The 16,120-nt window shown below is 73.5% G+C and carries 16 protein-coding genes; 6 read left to right on the top strand and 10 right to left on the bottom strand.

From position 1 onward, the window contains the following. Window positions 1-33: 33 nt before the first annotated feature. On the bottom strand, window positions 34-720 hold the full coding sequence (gene purQ / locus MET2598_RS0125445) for a phosphoribosylformylglycinamidine synthase subunit PurQ (RefSeq protein WP_018262806.1): 687 nt from the start codon (window positions 718-720) through the stop codon (window positions 34-36). Continuing rightward, window positions 717-959 carry a phosphoribosylformylglycinamidine synthase subunit PurS gene (gene purS / locus MET2598_RS0125440; protein WP_012330406.1) on the bottom strand — a complete coding sequence of 81 codons (243 nt, stop codon included), beginning with the start codon at window positions 957-959 and terminating at the stop codon, window positions 717-719. Before purS ends, purQ begins: the two co-directional genes overlap by 4 nt. A 128-nt stretch (window positions 960-1,087) precedes the next feature. Between purS and MET2598_RS0125435 the strand changes: the two genes are divergently transcribed. Continuing rightward, window positions 1,088-1,660 carry a sugar O-acetyltransferase gene (locus MET2598_RS0125435; RefSeq protein ID WP_018262804.1) on the top strand — a complete coding sequence of 191 codons (573 nt, stop codon included), beginning with the start codon at window positions 1,088-1,090 and terminating at the stop codon, window positions 1,658-1,660. A 64-nt stretch (window positions 1,661-1,724) separates the two neighbouring features. On the opposite strand, the gene MET2598_RS0125430 is transcribed toward MET2598_RS0125435, so the two are convergent. Further along, the gene (locus MET2598_RS0125430; protein WP_018262803.1) at window positions 1,725-2,564 is read right to left on the bottom strand and encodes a DUF1206 domain-containing protein; all 840 of its coding nucleotides are present in this window, start codon (window positions 2,562-2,564) and stop codon (window positions 1,725-1,727) included. 11 nt (window positions 2,565-2,575) lie between these two features. Further along, window positions 2,576-3,172 carry a tellurite resistance TerB family protein gene (locus MET2598_RS0125425; protein ID WP_026190942.1) on the bottom strand — a complete coding sequence of 199 codons (597 nt, stop codon included), beginning with the start codon at window positions 3,170-3,172 and terminating at the stop codon, window positions 2,576-2,578. A 118-nt stretch (window positions 3,173-3,290) separates the two neighbouring features. On the opposite strand from MET2598_RS0125425, the gene MET2598_RS0125420 reads away from it, so the two are divergent. After that, the gene (locus MET2598_RS0125420) at window positions 3,291-4,085 is read left to right on the top strand and encodes a DUF3750 domain-containing protein (RefSeq protein ID WP_036270526.1); all 795 of its coding nucleotides are present in this window, start codon (window positions 3,291-3,293) and stop codon (window positions 4,083-4,085) included. A 46-nt stretch (window positions 4,086-4,131) separates the two neighbouring features. Here MET2598_RS0125420 and MET2598_RS0125415 read toward each other — a convergent pair whose 3' ends face one another. From MET2598_RS0125415 to MET2598_RS0125405, 3 genes are read right to left on the bottom strand one after another with little or no spacing between them, the layout of a single operon-like run. Continuing rightward, window positions 4,132-7,251: an efflux RND transporter permease subunit gene (locus MET2598_RS0125415; protein ID WP_018262800.1), complete on the bottom strand. Its 3,120-nt coding sequence runs from the start codon at window positions 7,249-7,251 to the stop codon at window positions 4,132-4,134. 40 nt (window positions 7,252-7,291) lie between these two features. Beyond that, window positions 7,292-8,518, bottom strand: a complete 1,227-nt coding sequence (locus tag MET2598_RS0125410) for an efflux RND transporter periplasmic adaptor subunit (RefSeq protein WP_018262799.1) — start codon at window positions 8,516-8,518, stop codon at window positions 7,292-7,294. Next, complete coding sequence (locus MET2598_RS0125405) at window positions 8,518-9,159, bottom strand: TetR/AcrR family transcriptional regulator (RefSeq protein ID WP_012330413.1); 642 nt, start codon at window positions 9,157-9,159, stop codon at window positions 8,518-8,520. Before MET2598_RS0125405 ends, MET2598_RS0125410 begins: the two co-directional genes overlap by 1 nt. Window positions 9,160-9,292: 133 nt before the next feature. On the opposite strand from MET2598_RS0125405, the gene MET2598_RS0125400 reads away from it, so the two are divergent. Continuing rightward, window positions 9,293-9,472: a hypothetical protein gene (locus MET2598_RS0125400; RefSeq protein ID WP_012330414.1), complete on the top strand. Its 180-nt coding sequence runs from the start codon at window positions 9,293-9,295 to the stop codon at window positions 9,470-9,472. Window positions 9,473-9,616: 144 nt separating this feature from the next. Here the strand turns inward: MET2598_RS0125400 and efeB are convergent, their stop codons facing one another. From efeB to efeU, 3 genes are read right to left on the bottom strand one after another with little or no spacing between them, the layout of a single operon-like run. Next, window positions 9,617-10,855, bottom strand: coding sequence for an iron uptake transporter deferrochelatase/peroxidase subunit (gene efeB / locus MET2598_RS0125395; RefSeq protein ID WP_018262798.1), 1,239 nt, complete (start codon window positions 10,853-10,855; stop codon window positions 9,617-9,619). Window positions 10,856-10,865: 10 nt separating this feature from the next. Beyond that, window positions 10,866-11,981: an iron uptake system protein EfeO gene (gene efeO, locus MET2598_RS0125390; protein ID WP_018262797.1), complete on the bottom strand. Its 1,116-nt coding sequence runs from the start codon at window positions 11,979-11,981 to the stop codon at window positions 10,866-10,868. A gap of 21 nt (window positions 11,982-12,002) precedes the next feature. Further along, window positions 12,003-12,839 carry an iron uptake transporter permease EfeU gene (efeU, locus tag MET2598_RS0125385; RefSeq protein WP_018262796.1) on the bottom strand — a complete coding sequence of 279 codons (837 nt, stop codon included), beginning with the start codon at window positions 12,837-12,839 and terminating at the stop codon, window positions 12,003-12,005. Window positions 12,840-13,062: 223 nt separating this feature from the next. On the opposite strand from efeU, the gene MET2598_RS0125380 reads away from it, so the two are divergent. The 3 genes from MET2598_RS0125380 (at window position 13,063) to MET2598_RS0125370 (ending at window position 15,983) form a co-directional block, all read left to right on the top strand. Beyond that, window positions 13,063-13,716 carry an ABC transporter ATP-binding protein gene (locus MET2598_RS0125380; protein ID WP_012330418.1) on the top strand — a complete coding sequence of 218 codons (654 nt, stop codon included), beginning with the start codon at window positions 13,063-13,065 and terminating at the stop codon, window positions 13,714-13,716. A 239-nt stretch (window positions 13,717-13,955) separates the two neighbouring features. Further along, window positions 13,956-15,197 carry a capsule polysaccharide transporter gene (locus MET2598_RS0125375; protein WP_012330419.1) on the top strand — a complete coding sequence of 414 codons (1,242 nt, stop codon included), beginning with the start codon at window positions 13,956-13,958 and terminating at the stop codon, window positions 15,195-15,197. A gap of 12 nt (window positions 15,198-15,209) precedes the next feature. Next, window positions 15,210-15,983 (top strand): SHOCT domain-containing protein, encoded by a 774-nt coding sequence (locus MET2598_RS0125370; RefSeq protein WP_012330420.1) that lies wholly within the window; start codon window positions 15,210-15,212, stop codon window positions 15,981-15,983. Window positions 15,984-16,120: the final 137 nt, after the last annotated feature.

The following is a 16,120-nucleotide window of genomic DNA, read 5'->3' as shown; positions in this document are numbered from 1 at the left end:
CGCGCGGGCTACGGGCCCGCCGCGCGGCCCCGCTCAGGCGGCCCGGGCGAGGCTCTCGAACAGGCCGCGCCCGTCGGTGCCGCCGACCAGGTCCTCGACGAAGTTCTCAGGGTGCGGCATCAGGCCGAGGACGTTGAGCTCGTCCGAGTAGATACCCGCGATCGAGTAGAGCGAGCCGTTGCGGTTCGCCGTCTCGGTGAGGTCCCCGGCGGCGTCGCTGTAGCGGAAGGCCACGCGGCCCTCGCCCTCCAGGCGGGCGACCGTCTCGGGATCGGCGTAGTAATTGCCCTCGCCGTGCGCGACGCAGACGTCGATCACCTGGCCCTGCCGGTAGGCGCGGGTGAAGGCGGTGTCGGCGCGCTCGACCCGCAGGGTCTGGCGGTGGCAGATGAAGCGGCGGTTGACGTTGCGCATCAGCACGCCGGGCAGCAGGCCCGACTCGCACAGGATCTGGAACCCGTTGCAGATGCCGAGGACGAGCCCGCCCCGGGCCGCGTGGGCCCGCACCGCGTCCATGGCATTGGCGCGGCCGGCGATGGCGCCGCAGCGCAGGTAGTCGCCGTAGGAGAAGCCGCCCGGGAGCACGGCGAGGTCGGTGCCCGAGGGCAGCGCCGTGTCCGCGTGCCAGACCTTCGCGACCTCGGCGCCGGCGAGCCGCAGGGCGCGCGTGACGTCGGCGTCGCGGTTCGAGCCGGGGAAGACGATGACGGCGGCCTTCATCGCGCGATCTCGACCCGGTAGTTCTCCACCACCGTGTTGGCGAGGAGCTTGTCGCAGGCGGCCTTCACGGTCGCCTCGGCGGCGGCCGGGTCGCTGCCGTCGACCTCGACCTCGAAGAACTTGCCCTGGCGCACGCTGGCGATGCCCGCGATGCCGAGCGAGCGCAGCGCCCCCTCGATGGCCTTGCCCTGCGGGTCGAGGACGCCGGTCTTCAGGGTGACGGTGACGCGCGCTTTCATCGGCAGGCCTTCGGCAGCGGGAAGGAGGCCCACCGGATAGTGCGGATCCGGCAGGGAGGCAACGGCGGGTTGGCGGGCCCGCCCGATCGTGCGAGGCCGTTCGTCCCGAGAGCAGGGAGGCGGGGCCGATGCGCAGCGAGAAGGAGAAGATGCTGGCGGGGGACCTTTACCGGGCCGACGACCCGGAGCTGGTCGCCGACGCCGCCCGCAACGCGGAATGGCTCGCCCGCTACAACGCCCCGGCCGCCCTCTCGCCGGAGGCGCGTCGCGCCCTGCTGCGCGCCCATCTCGGCGCGGTCGGGGACGGGGTGGTGATCCGGCCGCCCTTCTCCTGCGATTACGGCCTCCACATCCGGCTCGGGCGGGGCGTGTTCCTCAACTTCAACTGCGTGATCCTCGACGTCTGCCCGGTCGAGATCGGCGAGGCGACGCAGGTCGGGCCGGGGGTGCAGATCCTGGCAGCCGATCATCCGCGCGACCCGGCGCTGCGCCGCGCGGGCCTCGAGACCGGCAGGCCGGTGCGGATCGGGGCGAATTGCTGGATCGGCGGCGGGGCGCTGATCCTGCCGGGCGTGACGATCGGGGACGACGCGATCGTGGGCGCGGGCAGCGTGGTCACCCGCGACGTCCCGGCCGGCGCGACCGTGGTGGGCAACCCGGCGCGCCCCGCAGCGCCGGGCGGGCGGCGGCCCGCCGGCTGAGCCGCGCAGGGCCGCGGCGCTCGCGCCGCCGCGGGGACGCCGACGGATTGCGTCGCCATGCGGATCACGAGCCCGCGCGGGACCGTCCGGCGGCGAGGTCGTCGAGGTGCGGCGGGTCGATGCGGCGGTAGCGGGCCTGGACGAGGCCGAAGGCGCCGAAGGCCGCCAAGCCCGCCGCCGTCAATCCGAGCAGCACCGGGCCGTAGGGCTGGTCGCGCAGGGCGGCGAGCGCCCCGCCGAGCCCCCTGACCTCGCTCGACCGGCTCTCGACGGCGGCGAGGATCAGGAAGCCGCCGATCAGCCAGAACACCACGGCGCGGGCCGCGTAGCCGAGGCGGCCCGCCGCCCCCGCCCAGCTCCTTGCATCGACCGGCAGCGCGAGCTGGCGGGTCACGTCCCCGCGCCAAGCCTTGAGCAGGAAACCCGCGCCCGCCCCGATCACCACCGCGCCCGCCGCCGCGACCGCGACGGCGCCGAAGGGCTCGCCCAGCAGCCACGCCGTCCAGTCCCGCGCCGTCTGGTCCTGCGGGCCGCTCCCGCCCCAGCCGAGCGCCGCCCGCGCCACCGAGACGGCGAGGCCCGCGTAGATCACCCCGCTGACCCCGTGCCCGGCCCGCACCGCGAGGCCCCTGGCCGAGCGCCCGCGCCGGTCCGCGTCGGTCGCGGCCTCGATCCAGCGCCACAGGGCGAAGCCCATCAGGCCGAAAGCCACGGCCCCGAGCATCAGCCGGCCGAAGGGCTTGTCGAGGAGCACCATCAGGGCGCTGCGGCTTCCCCCCGTCCGCCCCCCCTCGCCGAGGGCGGCGAGCAGGGCGAGGCCGCCGACCAGGCAATAGGTCAGGCCCCGGGCGCCGTAGCCGGCCCGGGCGAGGATCTCGAGGAGGGGGGGACGGGGCTCGTGCATCGGGCTGCGCGTCAGGCGCCGACCTCGCGCTCGATCCGGGCGACGGCGTCGGGATCGACGTCGAGGGCCTCGGCGAGCCGGTTCAGGAAGCTCCGCTCCTGGACGGTGTCGGGGTCGATGGCGAGGCGGGCCGCGGCGTAGACCCGCGCCGCCGTCTCGGGATCCGAGACCCGGTCGGCGATCTCGTCCACGTCGGGGGGCTCGCGCAGCAGACCCTCGAAGGCGCTGCGGGCGGGGGCGTCGAGGCCGGCCTCGTCCAGGGCGGCGTCGAGCCGGGCGCGCTCCTGCGCGTCGATCATGCCGTCCGCCACGGTCGCCGCCACCATCGCGCGCAGGAACAGGTTGGCATCGTCGTCGCTGACCTCCTCCGCCCGGAAGGGCTGCCGCGCCGCCCCGCCTGCCGCGCCGCCCCGGGCAGGCGCGGCGCCCGGCCCGGGCGCGGAATCCTGCGGACCGGCTTGCTGCGGACCGGCTTGGCGGCTGAAGGCACGGTAGCCGAGCCCGGCGATCAGGGCGAGGCCCCCGAGGGCCGCGCCCGCCGCCGCGCCGCCGAGCCCCCCGCGCCGGGACCGCACCAGCGCGTCGACCAACCCTCTCGCGTCAACCATGCCGACCTCCATCGCAATCGTCTCGCGCCCGACAACGGCCCGGCCACCCCGGCAGTTCGCCACGCGGCGGGTCGACGCTTCCGGTTGCGCGGCCCGGCGCGACGCCCATCTCAAGGCCATGCTGCTCGCGCTGGCGGCCCTGCGCCTCGTCACCCTCGCCGTCCTCCTCCTCTTCCTGGCTCCCCTGGCCGCCCACGCCCTCTGGTGGTGGTCGCGCGACGACCTCGCCCCCGACTGGGCGACGGCCGATTGGTCGAGCGCGCGCCTGCTCCCGCCGGCCGCCGCGGTGCCGGGCGCGGTGGTCCGGGTCTACGCCGCCCGGGTCGGCCGCTGGCGCGGCATCTTCGCCCATCACAGCTGGCTCGTCGTGAAGGAAGCCGGCGCGGCCCGCTACACGCGCTACGACGTTGTCGGCTGGGGCCGGCCCGTGCGCACCGACGCCTATCCGGCCGACGGGCGCTGGTTCGGCAACCCGCCGCAGGTCGTGCTCGCCCTCGACGGCGAGGCCGCCGCGCGCGCGGTGCCGAAGCTGCGCGAGGCGGTCGCCGCCTACCCGTACCAGGACTTCGGGAGCTACCGCGCCTGGCCGGGGCCGAACTCCAACACCTTCGTGGCGCACCTGCTGCGCGCCGTGCCGGAGGTGCGGGCGGCGCTCCCGCCCACCGCGCTCGGCAAGGACTTTTCCGAGGCGCTCGTTGCGCTCACGCCGAGCCGCACCGGGCTGCAGCTCTCGTGGCGGGGCTATGCGGGCCTCACGCTGGGATGGGTCGAGGGGGTCGAGGTGAACCTCCTCGGCGCGGTGGCGGGCCTCGACCTGCGCCGCCCGGCCCTCAAGCTCCCCGGCTGGGGCCGCATCGGCATGGAGCCGGCGGGGGCGACCGGGACGCTGATCGCGCCGACCGCGCGCCCGTAGCGGGCCGTCCCGGTCGCGCCCGCCCGGGCACGGAACCGGGAGCGCCCTACTCGGCGGCGATGCGCGGCGGGGGCGCGTAGGGCGCCGCCGCGTGCGGGTGGGCGGGGGCCTCGTCCACCGCCCCGACGAAGCGGCCGAACAGCCGCACGAACAGCCGGGCGAGGTCGTCCATCAGCACGAAGATCGCCGGCACGAAGAGCAGCGACAGGAGCGTCGAGACGATCAGCCCCGAGATCACCGCGATCGCCATCGGCGAGCGGAACTCGCCGCCGATGCCGAGGGCCATCGCGGAGGGCACCATGCCGGCCGCCATGGCGATCGTCGTCATCACGATCGGGCGGGCGCGCTTGCGGCCCGCATCGGTGATCGCGGTGATGCGGTCGACGCCCCGGGCCATCTCCTCGACGGCGAAATCCACCAGCATGATGGCGTTCTTCGTCACCACGCCCATCAGCATCAGGATGCCGATCACGACCGGCATCGAGATCGGCCGGTTGAAGATCAGGAGGCCGAGGATCGCCCCGCCGATCGAGAGCGGGAGCGAGAACAGGATGGTGAGCGGCTGCAGGAACGAGCCGAAGAGCAGGATCAGCACGCCGAGCACCATCATCAGGCCGGCGCCCATGGCGAGGGCGAAGCCCTCGAAGACCTCGCCCATCACCTCGGCGTCGCCGGTCTGGCGCAGCGCCACCCCCGGCGGCAGAGTCTTCGCGGCCGGGGTCGCCAGCGCCTTGGCGATCGCCTCGGCGAGGGCGTCCGAGCCCTGGAGATTGGCCTCCAGCGCCACCCGGACGGCGCGGTCGTAGCGGTCGATCGCGGTCGGGCCGCGGCCGAGGCTGATGTCGGCCACCGCGGTCAGCGGCACCGCGGCGCCGGTCTTCGTCGGCACCTTCAGCGCCTCCAGCGCCTGCAGGTCGCCGCGGGCCTCGGCCGGCAGCTGCACCCGGATCGGGATCTGCCGGTCGACGGCGTTGAACTTGGCGAGGTTGGCGCCGATGTCGCCGATCGTGCCGACGCGCACGGTCTCGGCGATGGTGTCGGTCGAGACCCCGAGATCGGCCGCGACCGCGGGTTTGGGGCGGATGCGCAGCTCGGTGCGGTCGAGCGGCGCGGTCGACATCACGTTGACGAGGTTCGGCACCTGCGCGACCTCGCGCTGCATCCGCTCGGCCACGTCCCGCACCACCTCGGTGTCGGGCCCCGCCACGATCAGGGTGAAATCGCGCTGGCCGCCCTCGCGCAGGGACCAGTAGCGGATGTCGGGCTCGTCGCGCAGCGCGGCCATGATCGCCGCCTCAAGGTCGCCCTGCGTGCGCGTGCGGGTGTTCTTCGGCGTCAGGTTGATCGTCAGCGTGGCGAGCCGGATCTCCTTCTTGCCCGGGAGCTGGCGCCCGCCATCGACGAAGACGGAGCGCACCTCGGGCAATGCGCGGATCTTCTGCACCACCCGGTCCGAGACCGCGATCGTGTCGTCGAGCTTGGCGCCGGGCGGCAGTTCGAGCACCATCAGGGTGCGCGCCGCGTCCTCCTTCGGCAGGAAGCCGGCCGGCAGCAGCTTGGTCGACATGAGGGAGCCGGCGAACAGCGCGAGGCCCACCACCAGCGTCACGAACTTGTGCCGCACCGACCACGCCACCACGCGGGTGTAGGTGCGCATCACCGGGCCGGGCGTCTCCTCCTCGTGGCCGTGGTCGCGCATGAAGTAGGCCGCCATCATCGGGGTGATCAGGCGGGCGACGAGCAGCGACATGAACACCGCGGCCGCGATGGTGAGGCCGAACTGCTTGAAGTACTGGCCGGCGATGCCGCCCATGAAGCTCACCGGCGCGAAGATCGCCACCAGCGTCGCCGTGATGGCGATGACCGCGAGGCCGATCTCGTCGGCCCCCTCGATGGCGGCCCGGTAGGGCGACTTGCCGAGCCGCACGTGCCGGACGATGTTCTCGATCTCCACGATGGCGTCGTCGACCAGGATGCCGGTGACGAGGGTGATGGCGAGCAGGCTGACCGCGTTGAGCGAGAAGCCCATGGCGCTCATCGCCCAGAAGGTCGGGAAGACCGAGAGCGGCAGCGCCACCGCGGCGATCAGCGTCGCCCGCCAGTCGCGCAGGAACAGGAACACCACCAGCACCGCCAGGGCCGCCCCCTCCATCAGGCCGTGCATGGCGGATTCGTAATTGCCGATCGTGTTGGTGACCGAGGTGTCGATCAGGTCGAAGCGGACGTTCGGGTGGGCGGCGCGCAACTCGTCGATCTTCCGGGCCACCAGCTGGGCGACCGAGGCGTCGCTGGCGCCGCTGGCGCGGGAGATCGCGAAGGCGACGACCGGCTCCCCGTTGAGGCGCGCGAAGACGCGGGGCTCCTCCGCCCCGTCCGTCAGGGTGGCGAGGTCGTCGAGGCGCACCTTGCGCCCGCCCGGCAGCACGATCGAGGTGGCCGCGAGCGTGTCGAGGCTCGCCGAGGCCGCGAGGGTGCGGATCGACTGCTCCTGGCCGCCGAGCTCGGCCCGCCCGCCCGCCATGTCGGCGCTGGTGAGGCGCAGCTGCCGGTTCACGTCGGCGGCGGTGATGCCGAGCGAGAGCAGCCGGTCGGGCTTGAGGGTGACGCGCACCTCGCGGTTGACGCCGCCCAGGCGCCCGACGCCGCCGACCCCGCGCAGGCCCTGGATCTGCCGCGCCACCACGTCGTCCACGAACCAGGACAGGTCCTCGGGGGCCATCGCGGGCGCCGTGGCGCCGTAGACCATGATCGGCAGCCCGGCGATCTCGACGCGGTTGACGATCGGCTCCTCGATCGTCCGCGGCAGGTTCGTGCGGATCTTGGCGACCGCGTCCTTGACGTCGTTCACCGCCCGATCGGTGTTGACCTCGAGCCGGAACTCGACCGTGGTGGTCGAACTGCCCTCGGTGATCGCCGAGGTGATGTGCTTGACGCCCTTCACGCCCGCCACCGCGTCCTCGACCCACTTCGTCACCTGGGTCTGGAGCTCCGAGGGCGCGGCGCCCGGCTGGTTGATCGACACCGAGACGAGCGGCACGTCGATGTTGGGGAAGCGGGTGATCGGCAGGGTGCGGAAGCTGACGAGCCCGAGCAGCCCCAGCACCAGGAACAGCACGATCGAGGGGATCGGCTTGCGGATCGCCCAGGCGGAGACGTTGAGGCGCATCGGGTCTCAGTCCTTCGGCAGGTGCCGTCAGCGCCGTGGATCAGGGGCGCGGGAGGGCGTCGGCGCTGACCTGCTGGGCGGGAAAGACCGGGCGGACCCGGTCCCCGTCGCGCAGGAAGCTGCCGGCCCGGGCCACGACGGCGTCGCCGGCCCGCACCCCGTCGCGGATCTCGATGAAGCCCGCCGCCGAGAGGCCGGTGCGGACCCGGCGCGCCTCGACCCGGTCGCCCGCCACGACGAGGACGGTCGCGCCGCCATTGCCGTAGACCACCGAGGCGACCGGCACCGCGACGCCGGTGCGGCGCGCCACCTCGACGCTGCCGCGGGCGAAGGCGCCGATGCGCAGGCGCGGATCGGGATCGAGGCGCACGCGCACCTTGCCGAGGCGGGTCGCGCGGTCGATCTCCGGATAGACCGCGCGCACGCGGCCCGGCACGCCGACGGACCCGTCCGGCGTGTCGAGATCGAGCTGGGCGGGCGCGCCGGGCTTCAGGCGCGGCATGCCGGTCTCGGTCACCTCGCCCTCGAGTTCGATCTCGCCGCGGGCGATCAGCCTGAACAGCGGCTCGGCGGTCGCGCTCGCGGTGGCGCCGACCCGGGCGGTGCGGCGGCTGACGATGCCGCCCTCGGGCGCGCGGATCTCCGTGCGGGCGAGCTTGAGGTCGAGTTCCTTGCGCTGGGCCCGGGCCTGGAGGAGCTCGGCCTCGGCGATCGAGAGCCCGTTGCGGGCCGCGGCGAGCCGCCCCTCCGCCGAGCGCGCCGCCGAGGTGCGCTGCTCCATCTGCACCTCGGTCGCGTTGCCGGTCCGGATCAGGGTCCGGGTGCGCTCCAGCGCCAGGGCCGCCTCGACCTGCGCCGCCTCGGCCTGCACGATGGTGCTGCGGGCCTGCTCCACGGCGGCCTCGGCCCGGGCGATGGCGGCGGCGTTCTGGGCGAGCTGGGTGTCGATCATCTCCCGGGACAGGCGGGCGAGCACCGCGCCCCTGGCGACCCGATCCCCCTCCTCGACCAGGAGTTCGGTGATGCGGCAGCCCTCGATCTCGGGCGAGACCATGATCTCGTCGCGCGGCACCAGGGTGCCGGTGACGACCGTGCGCTCGACGATCTCGCGCTCGGCCGCCACCACCACGGTCACGGCGGGCACGGGCACCTCGGCCCGCGCGGCCGGTGCCGCGGCCTCTGCGGCCCGGGACTCCAGAGTCCAGGATACCAGGGGCGCGAGGGCGAGGGCGGCGAGGGTCCCGGCGAGGAGGCGCAGGCGAGGCATCACGGGCGGTCCTGTCTGGCGGATGCGGGGCCTGGCCCCCCGGTCGGATCGAATTGCCCCGACAGAGCCGCCTCGATCAGCCGCGCCATGGCGTCCAGAACGGGGCCGGGATCGAAATCGGGGATGAGGGCGCGGCGGGCGATGACGCCGTCCGCCATCACCATGACGATCTGGGTCAGGGCCTCGGCATCGACCGCGGGGCCGCCGGCTTCGCGCAGGATTCCGGCGATCATGCCGCGCATCTCGCGCTCGAAGTCCCGGCAGATCGCCGCCATGGCGGGATTGCGCGTCGCCTCCGCCCACATCTCGACGCAGAGGATCGCCTTCTCGGCCGGCTCGTCCGCGAGGTGGCGGCGGGCGAGGCCGACGAAGGCCCCGACCAGGTCGGCGCCGAGGGGCAGGCCGGCGAAGTCCACCGCCACCGCCCCGCGGTCGCGCTCGGCGAGGCCGGCCACGATCGCGTCCTTCGAGGGAAAGTAGCGGTAGAGGTTGCCGGGGCTCATCCCGACCTCGGCGGCCACGTCCTGCATCGTCGTGCGATGGAAGCCGCCGCGCACGAAGCAGCGCTCCGCCGCGTCGAGGATGCGGCCGCGCCGCTCCTCGGCGGGGTCGATGCGATCGGACAGGGTATCGGCCAGCACGGGACGAAGGGGGGTGAGAATGAACGTTCATTCTCTACCGTGGATCGCCCCGCGCCGCAATCCCCGGCCAAGCAACCGGCCCGGCGACGCGGCGTTATGTCAGGGGCGGGTGCCCGGAGGGAGAACGAGCCGCATGACCATCTTCCAGATCAGGCAGGCCGCGACCGGCGCGGTGCTGTGGACAGGCTGCGCACAGGACGAGCAGCACGCCCTCGACGCCATGGCGCGCGAGGCGGGCTACCGCGACTACGCCTCGCTTCCGGAGACGCTGCGGGGCTCCGGCGCGCGGGTGGACCGGCTGAACCTCGGCTGAGGCCGGGGGCGCCCGACAGGCTCGCCCGTCATGGTTGACGGATCGTGAAGGGCGATCGGCGCGCGCGTCCCGATCCGGGACGGGCCCGCGCCGGCCCCGCGGCGAGGCCGGACCGGCGATGGCCGGATCGGGAGCGGGGCGGCGTCACGCCCCGACCAGCAGTTCCTCGCCCAGGTACCCGTCCGGCGCCGTCACGCCCGGCAGGGCGAAGAAGTAGCCGCCCCCGACCGGCCGGATGTACTCCTCCAGCGGCTCGCCGTTGAGGCGGTTCTGCACGGCCACGAAGCCGGCATCGAGGTCGCGCTGGAACGACACGAAGATCAGCCCCATGTCGAGCTGGCCCGAGGCCGTGATCCCCGCCGAGTAATTGTAGCCGCGGCGCAGGATCAGGTTGCGCGCCGTCTCGGCCTTGCGCGGGTTGGCGAGCCGGATATGCGCGTCGAGGGGGGTGCGCTCGCCCTTCGGGTCCGAGGCGTAGTCCGGCAGGGCGTGCTCGCGGGTCTCGCCGAGCGGAGCGCCGGTGTCCTTGTGGCGCCCCATGATGCGCTCCTGCTCGCCGAGCGGCGTGCGGTCCCAGCGCTCGACGAGGTTCCGCACGAGGCGGATCACCTGGTAGCTGCCGTTGCGCGCCCAGGCCGGCTCGCCGTCCTCCGGCCCGACCCAGACCTGGCGACGCATCAGCTCCGCGTCGCGGGTGTCGAGGTTGGCGGTGCCGTCCTTGAAGCCCAGCATGTTGCGCACCGTGTCCTGCCCGGCGCGCTTGACGACCTGGGGCGGCAGGAAGCCCTCGCGCTTCCAGCGCAGGGACAGGAGGCCCGGGGTCGTGCGGATGACGTCCCGGAGGGCGTGGATGGCGGTGTCGGCCGTGTTGGCGCAGAGCTGCAGCAGCAGGTCGCCGTGGCAGAGCTTCGCGTCGAGGGAATCGTTCGGGAAGCGGTCCATCGGGCGCAGGCGGCGCGGCCTCGCCGCGGCGAGGCCGTAGCGCTCGTCGAACAGGCTGGCACCGACCGTGAGCGTCGCCGTGAGGTTGTCGGGGCGCACGACCGGGCCGAGGATGCCCGAATCCGCCGGCGGAAGGCGCGGATCGAGGCCCGGCACCGGCCCGCCCTCGGTCAGGTAGGCGAAGCGCTCGGTCAGGATGCGCAACAGGCGCGCGAGCTCGCCGCGATCCTGCGCCAGGACGTCGAAGGCCACGAAGAGCGCGGAGGCTGGCTGGGGCGTCAGGATGCCGGCCTGGTGGAGGCCCCGGAAGGGCTGGCGGTCGGCGGTGCCGTCCGCCTCCTCCAGGGAGGCGGCCCGGCCGGGGACCGGCGCCAGGGCGGCGGCGCCGGTGCCCGCGGCGAGGGCGCGCAGGAGGCTGCGGCGGGAGGGAGCGTCGGTCATCGTCCTGGCCTCAATCGAGCCCGAGCTTGCCGCGCAGGGTCGAGAGATCCTCGGCCAGCACGGTGATGGGGGCCTTGAGGGCCTGCCGGTCGCGCTCGCTGAGCTTGTCGTAGGGCGCGAAGCTGCCGTCCTCGGACCGGTACTTCAGCAGCAGGGCGTCGACGCGGGCGAAGTTCTTGTCGGTGCGGGCGACGAGGTCGGGGTCCCGCTTCTCCACCAGCGGCCGCAGCAGGTCGTAGATCTTGCGCGAGCCCTCGACGTTGGCGTGGAAGTCGGACAGGTCGGTGCGGCTGTAGCGGTCCTCCTCGCCGGAGATCTTGGTGGCCGCGACCTCCTCGATCAGGCCCGCGGCCCCGCCCACCATCTTGGCGGGCGGGATGGTGAGGTCGCGGACGCGGCGCTGCAGTTCCTCCGCATCGGCCAGGAGCTTGTCCGCGTGCGGGCCGAGCCCCTCCGTGCTGTTGTCGGCCCAGAGGCCCTTCTCGATGCGGTGGAAGCCGATGAAGCCGGGATCGGCCTCCTTGTGCTCGAAATCGTCCGCCCGCACGTCCATGCTCTTGTCGAGGTCGTTGAACAGCGAGGCGACCGGCTCGATCCGCTCGTAGGGCTGGCGGGCGGCGGCGTAGAGGGCCTTGGCCTCGGCGAGGCGGCCGGCCTTGACGGCCTCCGCGAAGGCCCGGGTGCGGGCCACGAAGGTGTCGACCTGCGTCGAGACGTAGTGCTTGTAGGCGGCGAGCGGCCCGACCAGGGCCAGCGGATCCGGGGGCCCGCCGGGCGCGGTCTCGGCGGCGGCCAGCACGGTCAGCGTGCCCTTCGGGTTGCTGAGGAGCCCGCAGGTCATCTGGTAGGAGCCGGGCTGCAGCGTCGCGCTCAGCGTCTGCACGAAGCCCGGCACGATGTTCTCGCGCTCCTCCACGATCATCGTGCCCTGGAGGATCTCCCATTCGAGCACCCGCCGGCTCTGGTTGCGGATGCGGAAGACCGACTTGCCGGCCGGCACGGTGAGGCTCGCCGGCTCGCAGCCCTTGTCGGTCACCGTGACGGCGACGGGCGGCGGAGCCTCCGCGAGGGCGCCGCCCGGCAGGGCGAGGAGGGCGGCGAGGGCCGGGAGGCGACGGGGCGGCATGGGACGGCGCTCCAGAGACGATCAGGCGTGGAGGGTTTCGGGGCGGGGCGGGGCGGCGACCGCCGCGGGGGACGCGGCCAGGAAGAGCCAGAGGCTCGGGATCAGGAAGGCGAGGTAGGCCAGCACCTCGCCCCAGGCCGGCGCCTCCTGGTAGCCGAAGATGCCGGTGAGCAGGGTGCCGAGCACCGTGTCGGCGGGCAGCACGCCGCTGAGATCGAAGGCCGTCGCCTGGAGGTGGTTCCAGAGTCCCGCCTCGTGGAAGGCCCTGAGCGCGCTCGCGATCAGGCCGGCGGCGACGAACAGGATGAAGATCCCGGTCCAGCGGAAGAAGCGGCGCAGGTCGAGGCGCACGCCGCCGCGGGCGATGCCCCAGCCGACCAGGACCGAGGCCGCGATGCCGAGGGCCGCCCCGGCGGGAACGCCCCAGCCCACGTCCTGCTGCACCGTGGCGAGCAGGAAGAACACCGATTCGAGCCCCTCGCGCCCGACGGCCAGGAAGGCCATCAGCACGAGGCCGAAGGCGCCGCGGTGCAGGGCCGCGTCGACCGCCCCGTGCAGGTCGGCCCGCACCGAGCGCGCGGCCTTGCGCATCCAGAACACCATCCCGCTCAGCATGCCGGCGGCCAGGAGCGCGATGGCGCCCTCCACCATTTCCTGCTGCTTCTGGGGGAATTCGGCGCCGACCCGGTCGAGGACGAGGCCCAGCGCGAGGCACAGCAGGGCGGCGAGCACCACGCCCGTCCACACCGCCGGCATCCAGGCGCGCCGGCCGGTCTGCGCGAGATAACCCGCGATGATGCCGACGATGAGCGCGGCCTCGATCCCCTCGCGCAGCATGATCAGGAAAGCGATGAGCACGATCGGGCACCCGCGCAGCGTTACGACAGGCCCCGGCTCTTAATCCCCGATCGCGCGGCCGAGAAGCCGACAATTGGAAGCAAAGCTTCTTTATAACAAATCGAAATTGGCCCGGGTCGGCGCGGCGAGGGTGGGGGCGCGTTCTCAGATTCGCCGCTTTCGGCGCTTAGGGCCGAGGCTCGGCAGGGAGCGCCGCGCGCCGCCCGTCACCACCGATCGTACCATGATCCGCTTCGAGAACGTCACCAAGATCTACAGGACGAGCGGGCATCGCCGCACCGTCCTCGACCGGGCCTCGTTCACCATGCGCTCCGGGGTGAGCTACGGCATCCTCGGCATCAACGGCGCGGGCAAGTCCACGATGATCCGCATGATGGCGGGGTCCGAGGGCCTGACCAAGGGCCGGATCATCCGCACCTCGCGGGTGTCCTGGCCGCTCGGCTTCTCGGGCGGCTTCCACCCGAACATGACCGGCAAGGAGAACGCCATCTTCGTGGCGCGCGTCTACGGCGAGGACCCCTACAAGGTGCTCGACTTCGTCAGCGATTTCGCCGAGATCGGCGACTACATGAACGTTCCGATCCGCACCTACTCCTCGGGGATGGGATCGCGCTTCAATTTCGGGATGAGCATGGCGATCCCGTTCGACACCTACCTGATCGACGAGATCACCTCGGTGGGCGACGCCCGCTTCCAGCAGCGCTGCGAGGAGGTGTGGAGCAAGCGGCGCGCGAACGCCGACATTATCATGTGCTCCCACAACATGGACGTGATCCGCCAGTTCAGCTCCGAGGGCATCGTCCTGGCGAACGGGCGCGCGGTCATCTACTCGGACGTCAACGACGCCATCGAAGTCTACCAGAGGCTGAACCAGTAGCGCATTTTCCGACGAAGCGGATGCCGGGTCGTCGGAGACGATGCGGCACGATCGATGACCGAGAGCAGCGCCCGATCGCCCCGTGATCGGGCGCTGCTCTCGCGCAGAGCCCGGCGGGCAATCCGCGCCCGACCGGCGATGCGGACAAGTCCCCCTCTCGGCGCGGGATCCGGCCCTCGCCGGACCGCCCTTCCCGCCCGTCGCGCCGATCGCGCGTCGCGCCTGCCACGGATCCCCGCATGACGGTCGATGCCCGCAACCCGACTGGCCAGCCGCTCGACTCGGCCGAGCGGTCGCGCCTGATCGCGGAATCGCTGCGCCAGATGGCGCGCGTGTCGCGCCACAACGACCCGCGCGCGGTCGTCCGCGGCGGCGGGCTGCTGCGGGGCCGGGACCTCGTCACCCCGCTCCTGTTCCTGGCGCTCTGCGTCCTGCCCTCGCTGCTCGCGACCGCCTTCTTCGGGTTCTACCTCTCGGACCGCTACGTGACGGAGGTGCATTTCGCGATCCGCCCGGCGCTCGGCGCGGCCGAGAACGCCGCCCGGGACGGGATGGGGATGACGGCGGCCATTCCCCGCGAGATGATCGCGCAGGACACGCTCCTGCTCGCGGATTACATCGCGAGCCGGCCGATGGTGGAGGCGATCGAGCGCCAGCTGCCGCTGCGGGAGATGTTCTCCCGCCCCTCGATCGACGCCCTGTCGCGCTTCGACCCGAAGCGGCCGGTGGAGAAGCTCGTGCGCTACTGGCGCAACCGGGTCGCGGCGAAGATCGAGGGCACCTCCGGCATCATCTCGGTGACCGTCAACGCCTTCGAGGCGGGGGAGGCGGTGGCGATCAGCCGGGCGGTCCTGGCCGAGAGCGAGCGGATGGTGAACGACCTCAACGCCCGCGCCCGCCAGGACGCGCTCGCCGCAAGCGAGAGCGCGCTCGCGCGCATCAAGGAGCGCCTCGACGCGGCCGAGGAGGCGGTGCGGGATCTGCGCAACCGGGACCGGGTTCTCGACGCGCTGAAGACCAACGAGGCCACGATCAAGACCATCGGGCAGCTGCGCGAGCAGCGCATCGCTCTCAGCGTGAAGCAGTCGCTGCTGCTGCGCGACCTGCGGGAGGACGCGCGCAGCGTCCAGGATCTCAAGGCCCAGATCGCGCAGCTCGACGGCTCGATCCAGCGCCTGGAGCGCGAGGCGACGACCCCGGATCCGACGCGGCGCCAGGCGCTCGCCGACGCGCTGACGCGCTTCGAGGAGGCCGACACCGAGCGCAAGAACGCCCAGGCCCTCTACAACGCGGTGCTGGCGGCGCGCGACCGGGCACGGATGATCCTCGACCGCCAATTCGAGTTCTTCAGCGTGGTGGTGGCGCCGGTCGAGGCGCAATCCCCGCAGCAGCCGCGGCGCGGCCTGTGGATCGGCAGCATCGTGGCCGCCTCCGCCCTCGCCTTCGCGGCCGTCGTCATGACCCGCAAGATCCTCGCCTGACAGGGTGCCGCCATGCTCGACCTCTCCGCGATCGCCGCCCGCCACGGGGTGAGCGTCGACGCCGCCCGCCACCTCGCCGAGGCGCTCGCGCAGGGCGGCGGGACGGCCGCGCAGTTCAACCACCCGGACCTTGGCGGGATGGGGCAATGGTCGTCCGGCGGCATGATCATGATCGGCGACATGTTCAATGCCGGCCTCAAGGCCCGCGTCGCCGCGCTCTGCGCCGACCTCGCCCCGATCGCCGGGAGGCTGGCGGCGCCGGCCGGCTGGTGGCCCGCCGAGCTCGGCCACCCGGCCTCGGCCGGGTCGCAGAACGGGCTGCGCTACGCCTACTTCCCCGACACGCGCCGCCTCGCCGTGGAGGCGGGAGGGCAGCTCGCCGTCTACGACACCGGCGAGCACCGGATCGGCGGCGTGTCGCAGCAGCAGGGCGGCGCGTCCTCGCTGCTCTTCACGAGCCAGTTCGGCCCGGTGCGCCCGGAGGATCTCCCGCTGGTGAGCGGCGGCGCGGCGCAGGCCCCCGCGCCGCCGGTCCCCGCGCCGCCGCAGCTGCAGGTCCAGGGATGGGCGCAGCCGGCTCCCCCTCCGGCGGCCCCGCAGGCCCCTCCGGCGGCCCCGCAGGCCGAACCGCCGATCCCGGCCCCCGCGCCGGCGGCGGCCGCGGTGCCCGCCGCGGCGGGCGATCCGCTAGCCCTGATCGAGCGCCTCGCCGAACTGCACCGCAAGGGCGTGCTGACCGAGGCGGAGTTCACCACCAAGAAGAGCGAGCTGCTCGGGCGGCTGTGAGGCGCGACCGGGCGCCCCGCCGGCCGGGCCCTGGCGGCGCGGGTCCCGGGGCGCCATATCGGGCGGCGACGGCGCCGCGGGCGCCCCGCGCCGAGGCCCGCCCCTGCCCTCCTCGCCCCATTCCCCCTCGCCCCATT

The organism is Methylobacterium sp. WSM2598 (assembly GCF_000379105.1).
Classification (GTDB): Bacteria; Pseudomonadota; Alphaproteobacteria; order Rhizobiales; family Beijerinckiaceae; genus Methylobacterium.
The sequence above is the reverse complement of the archived record's forward strand: the minus strand, read 5'-3'. Positions and strand labels throughout refer to the sequence as shown.

Bases quoted from the DNA above. Each gene is read 5' to 3' on its own strand.
- purQ (WP_018262806.1), bottom strand. From the start codon at position 720: ATGAAGGCCGCCGTCATCGTCTTCCCCGGCTCGAACCGCGACGCCGAC.
- purS (WP_012330406.1), bottom strand. From the start codon at position 959: ATGAAAGCGCGCGTCACCGTCACCCTGAAGACCGGCGTCCTCGACCCG.
- MET2598_RS0125435 (WP_018262804.1), top strand. From the start codon at position 1,088: ATGCGCAGCGAGAAGGAGAAGATGCTGGCGGGGGACCTTTACCGGGCC.
- MET2598_RS0125430 (WP_018262803.1), bottom strand. From the start codon at position 2,564: ATGCACGAGCCCCGTCCCCCCCTCCTCGAGATCCTCGCCCGGGCCGGC.
- MET2598_RS0125425 (WP_026190942.1), bottom strand. From the start codon at position 3,172: ATGGTTGACGCGAGAGGGTTGGTCGACGCGCTGGTGCGGTCCCGGCGC.
- MET2598_RS0125420 (WP_036270526.1), top strand. From the start codon at position 3,291: ATGCTGCTCGCGCTGGCGGCCCTGCGCCTCGTCACCCTCGCCGTCCTC.
- MET2598_RS0125415 (WP_018262800.1), bottom strand. From the start codon at position 7,251: ATGCGCCTCAACGTCTCCGCCTGGGCGATCCGCAAGCCGATCCCCTCG.
- MET2598_RS0125410 (WP_018262799.1), bottom strand. From the start codon at position 8,518: ATGCCTCGCCTGCGCCTCCTCGCCGGGACCCTCGCCGCCCTCGCCCTC.
- MET2598_RS0125400 (WP_012330414.1), top strand. From the start codon at position 9,293: ATGACCATCTTCCAGATCAGGCAGGCCGCGACCGGCGCGGTGCTGTGG.
- efeB (WP_018262798.1), bottom strand. From the start codon at position 10,855: ATGACCGACGCTCCCTCCCGCCGCAGCCTCCTGCGCGCCCTCGCCGCG.
- efeO (WP_018262797.1), bottom strand. From the start codon at position 11,981: ATGCCGCCCCGTCGCCTCCCGGCCCTCGCCGCCCTCCTCGCCCTGCCG.
- MET2598_RS0125380 (WP_012330418.1), top strand. From the start codon at position 13,063: ATGATCCGCTTCGAGAACGTCACCAAGATCTACAGGACGAGCGGGCAT.
- MET2598_RS0125375 (WP_012330419.1), top strand. From the start codon at position 13,956: ATGACGGTCGATGCCCGCAACCCGACTGGCCAGCCGCTCGACTCGGCC.
- MET2598_RS0125370 (WP_012330420.1), top strand. From the start codon at position 15,210: ATGCTCGACCTCTCCGCGATCGCCGCCCGCCACGGGGTGAGCGTCGAC.